The sequence below is a fragment of the Streptomyces sp. NPDC016851 genome (assembly GCF_055562795.1).
Genome location: NZ_JBVHEP010000010.1, coordinates 310,150 through 316,589, shown reverse-complemented (window position 1 = coordinate 316,589; position 6,440 = coordinate 310,150). Strand labels below are relative to the sequence as shown.

General features: G+C 73.3%; 3 protein-coding genes. All 3 read right to left on the bottom strand.

Annotation, left to right across the window (positions count from 1 at the left end; genetic code table 11):
- Nucleotides 1-148: 148 nt before the first annotated feature.
- From ACZ3I3_RS18895 to ACZ3I3_RS18885, 3 genes are read right to left on the bottom strand one after another with little or no spacing between them, the layout of a single operon-like run.
- A complete protein-coding gene (locus ACZ3I3_RS18895) occupies nt 149-2,470 on the bottom strand; it encodes an extracellular solute-binding protein (RefSeq protein WP_467366426.1) in 2,322 nt (773 codons plus the stop codon).
- The gene (locus ACZ3I3_RS18890; protein WP_467366424.1) at nt 2,467-3,954 is read right to left on the bottom strand and encodes a hypothetical protein; all 1,488 of its coding nucleotides are present in this window, start codon (nt 3,952-3,954) and stop codon (nt 2,467-2,469) included. The genes ACZ3I3_RS18895 and ACZ3I3_RS18890 overlap by 4 nt, the downstream gene beginning before the upstream one ends.
- A gap of 51 nt (nt 3,955-4,005) precedes the next feature.
- On the bottom strand, nt 4,006-6,210 hold the full coding sequence (locus ACZ3I3_RS18885; RefSeq protein ID WP_467366423.1) for a protein kinase domain-containing protein: 2,205 nt from the start codon (nt 6,208-6,210) through the stop codon (nt 4,006-4,008).
- Between the last annotated feature and the right edge of the window lie 230 nt (nt 6,211-6,440).

Sequence of the window (6,440 nt, the reverse complement as noted above, 5' to 3'; positions counted from 1 at the left end):
GGGTGCGGGCCCGCCCCCGCGGGGGGCAAATCTGCCCCACTGCCGGGCGGGGGGGGGGGGGGGGGGGGGGCCCCCGGGGGGGGGGGGGGGGCCCGCCCCCCCCCACGCCATGTGCGGCCCGGGAGCGGGTCATGGCCATGGAGCCGAACTAGGGCCGGGCCTCGCTGCACACCTGGAGGCCCGCGGTCCCCGCGTCCTGGTCCGTCACCTCCTGCACGTTCTGGACGCCGTCCAGTATGTCGTCGAGGTCCGCGTCGGACAGTCCGCCCCCGGCCACGGCGGCGACGGTCCGCAGCACCGCCTCGTGGAACGCGTCCCGCACGGCGGGGCGCATGACGTCGGAGGCGTCGAGGCAGCGCGGCACCTGGGTCTGCAGGAACTTTCCGTAGATCGCGCGTGCGGTGCCGTCCACCTTGCCGTGGTCGGCGACTTCCTCCATCACGGGGAGCATCGCCGAGTACATGGTGCCCTGGCCCGCCCACCTCTTCTGCCCGGCCTGGGAGAAGAGGGCGCGCAGCGCCTCGCGGGCCGGTTTTCTGTCATTGAAGAGGGCGGCGAAATCGCCGGACACCTCGTAGGCACGTGTCCGGTAGGGCCCGCCCGGGAGCAGGGGTGCCGCGTCGGTGAGGCGGGCGCCGTCCTCGCCCTGTGCGAAGGAGCCCTGGTGTTCGAGGGCGCACCGGGGGGTGGCCTCGCGGAAGGCGGTGTCGTCGTCCCGGATCAGGGCGGCGGGGCCGCGCCAGTCAGTGATCAGTGCCCGCTCTGCCCGCTTGCCGTCCGTGGCGAGGAACCGGGCCCAATGCCGCCACGCCTCCCGGACCGGTCCCTTCGTCCACGCCGTGGAGGCGTCCTTGCCGGTGCCGCGGGCCCAGTCCGCGTAGACGTCCGGTCCCGCCTGCTGCAACACGATGTCCTCGATCCAGTCGGTGCCGGGCCAGCCGGCTGCGCCGTCCTCGCCCATGCCGAGGCACCAGGAGGACAGGGTGCCGTGGCGGCCGGCGGTATCAGGGGACTGCCACACGATGCTCTTGAGGTTGGCGTTGACCGGCCACCAGTAGGTGTGGCCCGTGCCTTGCGGGCGCCAAGGGCCCGCGTACCGCAGTCCCTCGACCAGTTCGTCGAGCGGCTTCAGGTGCTTCTCGGCGCGGTACTCGGCCAGTTCCCCGAAGCCCGGCATGATCGCGATGTCGGGCGGGTCACCGGCCTGCACACGGGAGAGCAGCACCTCACGCTGGGCGGAGGTGCCTTGGTAGCTGATGCGGATGCCCTCGGCCTCCATGAGGTCGCGGAAGCGCTGTTCCTCCTTGCCCGTCCACGGGCCGAGGACGGTGACGACGGGATCGCGCTCCAGGAGCTGGGGGGCGGCGACGATCGCCGCCACGACGGCCAACGCGGCTGCCGAGGCGATCCGGCGGCGCAGCTTCGTGCGGGTCACGCGGTTCCACAGCCCGCGCGCCCACGACCAGTCGACCGGGCGCACCGGGTAGTCGGTGGTGAGCCGGGCGACGAGGCCGGCGACCGCGGCGCAGGTGACGGCGAGGCCCACGACGACGTAGGCGGCGTTCCACCAGCCGAACGCGGACAGGTCGGGCAGGCCGGTGCCGGCGACCTGCTGCTGCGCGGCGGCGAGGGCCTCGGCTCCGTGCAGCGAGTCCTTCAGGGCGATGCGCAGGATGTCGGCGAGATGGGCGCGGGCGGTGTCCAGGCTCTGGGCGGTACGCCACGCCAGGAAGGCCGGCACGGCGGCCAGGGCCATGGAGCCGGCGACGCCGACCAGGATCCAGGGGGCGAGCAGCCGACCGCAGCGCCGGATGATGGCCCGGCACGCGAGGCCCGCCACGGCGGCAGCGGCGGCCAGCGCGGCAGCCGCCACCACCCAGGACGCGGTCAACAGGACCCCCAGGTCGGCGAGTTCACCGGCCCTGCGCTGTTCAGCGGTGGCGACCTTGTCGAGGCGGTCGAGGAGACCGGTGTCGGGGCGCTCCAGGAGGGCGCCGGCTTCGGCGAGTTTCTCCTCCCGCATCTCCGCGTCTGCCTGGTACTTGACCGCGGCGAGCGTGATGGCGTTGTTGTAGGCGGCGAGCAGACCGTTGACCGCGGAGATGTCCTGGTCCATGCCGCTGCCGACGTGGTCCGCGAGCTGGGTGAGGCCCTGGTCGGCGGCGGCGAGTTGGCTCTGGGCCGTCTCACCCGCGCCGACCGTACGGGCGACCTTCTTCTCGATCGAGTGCCGGGCCGCCTCGTCGGCGCGCAGCACGGCAAGCCTGACGGCGGCCGAGCCCTGCACGGACGGCGCGACCTCATCGCGCAACTCCCGTACTCTCGCGTCCAGTTGTGGTACGGCCACGGCGGTGAGCAGGGTGACGCCGACGGCGGCGCAGCCGAGGAAGGACCACAGGTGACGCAGCAGCAGCCGACGCGTGCTCGTGCCGCGCCGGGCTTCGCCTGGCCGCTCGTGCCCCCGCCTCATGACAGCTTCTTTCCGCAGCGCACGCAGTAGACGGCACCGGGGACGGCCTGTTCCCCGCATACCGCGCAAGGGCCGGCGGAGCGCTGCCGGCCCGCCGTGCGGCTCGTGGTCCTGGCCTCCGCCGACCGGGCGCCGAGGCGCAGCAGGGTGACACTGACCCGGTGGGCGTCGGCGGGCAGGCTTACGCGCACGGATCCGGCGGCGGCGTCAAGGATGTCGCCCCAGGCCGCGATCTCGTCGAGCACCCACTTCTCGTCGAGCCGGTGCGCCCGTGCGGCGGCTTGTCCCAGGTGCCGTTCCGCGTCGGCTCTTCGACCGGCTTTGAGGTACTTGAGGCCTTTTCCGAGGTGGGCGATCATCCGGTTCCGTGAGTCGAGGACGCGGCTGCTGTCGCCGGGCGTCTCGTCGCTCGTGCTCGGGGCGGTCCGAGCGGGCGGCAGGCTGGGGTCACGCCAGCGGGCGGTGACGGCTTCCTGCTGCGGCCCCAGCGACACCATGGCGAACTGGAGTAACTCGCCGAGCGGGTCGCCGGTGCCGTCGACGTGCAGGGCGAGCAGGAACTCGCTGTCGGCGCCCGCCGGATCCCATGGCAGGGCGGGGAACACGTGACGGTGCGGTCCGGACGGGGGACCGGCGGCGAGTTGGAGGTACTGCGGCTTGAACTGGACAAAGGACTCGATGCTCACGCCGGGACGCACGGTGACCTCAACGGGCAGCGCGGGCACGGCCCGGCGGCAGGCCCGGCGGACCGCCTCGGCGAGCGCGGCAGCGAGGTCGGGGCCCGCGGTGTCGGCCGTCCCCCGCAGACGGTTGACGATCCGTACCAGTGGCCGGTAGTCCCAGCCCTTGCCGACGGCGATCACCTCACAGGTGAACTCGCTTCCGCATTCGGTCAGTTGAGCGGTGAGCGCGGCGTCCTCGTATCCGGTGCCCCCGTCGGTGACCAGCAGCAGCCGGCACAGCGGCCGGTCGCTCCCCGCGAACAACCGCCGTGCCTCGGCGAGCCACCCCTCGTAGCCGGGGGATCTCGGTGCGCCGTCGACGGTCAGCGGGGCCGCGCCCATCGCGAAGGCCGCGTTGACCCGGTGGTCCCGGTCGGCCGGCGCCCATGAACCGGGCCCGGCCGGGTAGTAGCGGACGGGCCCGTCGCCGCGCCCGCCGCCCGCCGTGACCACGGCGAAGGACACGCCCGAGGGCATTGCCGTGAGCGCGGCACGCATCGCTGTGACCATGCGCTCCCTGCGCTGTTCGGCGAGGTCGAGCGCGATGATCAGGGCGAGTTGCCCGGGATCGGCGTGGTCGCCCTCTCTCCCGTCGAGAACGGCCGCCTTCACCTGCGCGAGCAGCCTGACCGACTCTCCCGGCAGGCGCTGTACGAGATCGGGCTCGTCGACATGGACGACGAGTCTGGTGGTGTACGGCATCGCGGCTCCGCCGCCGCCCGGGGACGGCGCCGTCGAAACCTGCTCGGCCGGAGATCTCATCAGTCCCTCCTGGTAGGTGCTGCGGTACGGCGGCACGGGCAGCACTCCGTGTCACGTCAACGATGTCGGGCGGACGGCATGGGCGCGCTCCACCAGAGCCTCGCTGAGGTCCGCTTCGGTGGCGGCGAGTTCCAGGTAGTCGCTTTCCAGTTGGGCGCGGACCCGCATCGCCCGGCGTTCGTCGGGGGTCGGTTCGTGCGCGGGGCGCCACCAGCGGAACAGGCGGTGCAGTCGGCTCCGCAAGGTGGCCTCGTCCGCGCCGGTGATGTCATGGGTCAGGTGCAGTGCGGCGAGCTGCCACTCGTTGACTTCGATGCGCAGTCGCAGTTCGTCGAGCGGCGCGAGGACCAGTTCCCGTTCCTGTGAGGGGCGGGTCCGGTCGGCGGCGTGCGCGTCGAGCACGGACTCGGCGGCGGCCGGCGGGGGCAGGTCGTCGGGGTCGGGGCCCAGGCACGCGGCCCGGATCCGGGTGGCGGCCCGCTGGGCGAGGGTGCGGCCGCGGGTGCCGCGCGGCACCCGTTCGAGGACGGCGAGCGCCTCGGCGCGGTCGTGCTCGTCGAGAGCGAGACGGGCCAGGCCCAGGGCGGCGCCGCAGTGCGCCGGGTTGCGCAGATGCACGGCGTGGAACAGATCGCGGGCCAGGGCCCGTGCGGCGGCGGCGCCCGGTGCCGGCGGTTCGGCGTGGGCGACGCATTCGTAGGCGTAGGCCAGGGCGAGTTTCGGCGCGTACTCCCCGGGCAGGTCGGCGCGGACCAGCTCGAAGCTCTCGCACGCCTCGGCCAGGTCCGCAGCCAGGCCGGCCGGCCGCCCCGGCGCATCCGTGCCGTACCGGGCGAGCGCGATGAGCCCCCGGTGCCACTCCAGGCGCCAGCGCCGCACTTCCTCGGGTCCCGGGATGCCCTCGGCCAGGGCCAGCTCCGCCTCCGCCGCGACGACGTCGGGCGGTGCGGGCCCGGTGCCGAGGGCGACGCGGATGTTGTGCAGGCATATTTCGGCGGAGGGCTCGTCGCCGGGAGCCTGCTGGAGCCGCACCGTGCGGGCGTATCCGCCGCTCACGCCGAACTCCGGGGTCCGCGGGTCCTCGGAGAACGGCTTGGGCGCCGGGAGCCGGCGGGCGATCTCGACGGGCGTGGGCCGCCCGGGGTCCAGGATCCGCAGGACGGGCGGGGTGCCGCGGCGTGGCCGGTCCGTGTCGCGGCGCGCGAGATCGGACGTCGCGGGTACGTCACCGAGCCGCTCACCCAGCCACTCCGGGGACGGGTCGAAGTAGCCGGACGGCTCGGGTGAGCCGCCCTTGCCACGCAGCGCCCTGATCTCACGCAGGGCGCCCCGGAGTTGGTCGGCCATCTCTTCCGCGTCCTTGAACCGCGGCCCTTGCTGCACGGTGCGCGTGGCACGCTCGATGACGGCGTCGAGCGAACTCGTGCCGAGGCCGGGCACATCATCGCGGACGGCGGGTGCGGCGAGGCAGCGCAGGGTCACGCCGACGGTGTGCAGGTCGTTCGCGAGGGTGAGTTCACCGGCCAGCTCCGGCGCATGGAAGCCGGGCGTCACATGGGGCGGCGGCCCGGTCTGGTGGACCTTGCGCACACTGCCCATGTCGATGACCTTGACGTGGTCTCCGACATGGACGACGTTCGACGGCTTCATGTCGCCGTACAGCAGATCCTGCCGGTGCAGGTGGGAGAGGGCCATCAGGATCTGGATGCCGTATGTGGCGACGTGTTCGATGTCGAGTGTCTCGCGTCCGCGGCGGACCTCGTCGATGATGGACTGAAGGGTGTGGTCACCGACGTCCTCCATGACGATGTGGCCGCCCCTGACCTCGAGTTCGGGGTGCGTGGCACTGTCCTCGCCCGATCTGGGGGATCCGTAGGGCAGGAAGTCGCGGATCTGCACGATGTACGGGTGCCGGGTGGCGACGAGGGTGCGCCGCTCGAGGTCGGCGAGGGCGGCGCCGTCCTCGCCGTAGCGGTCCCGCAATGTCTTCACGGCGACGAGGTCGCCGAGGTGGGTGTCCTCGGCGAGATACACCCAGCCCTGACCGCCACGGGCGACGGGTCCCTTGATGTGGTACTGGTCGCTGAGCGTGGCGCCCTGTACGAAGTCGGGCCGCATGGCCTGCGGCTTGCCGCATTGCGGGCAGTACTGCCGGTCGGGGCTGTCGGCGAGGACGGGGATCGTGGCACCGCAGTCCGGTGTGCGGCAGCGATGCGCCTGGTCCGCGATGTGGGCGCCGCCGTCGAGTCGTTCCACGGGTGAACGCGGCGTGCGGGGCGGAAGTTTCAGCAGCTGCCGTGGGCCCCGCGGCCCGTCGCCCGGTTCCGGCAGCGGCGGGGCGTCCTCCCGTCGGCCACACCGGCCGCAGTACCCGGTCGGCAGGATCTCCCCGCCGCAGGGCGCTCCACTGAGCCGTCGCTGGCGGCACGCCTCCGTACTCACGCGCATGGTCTTCTGCCGCCTCCCCCCACGGCCGTCGGCGTTCC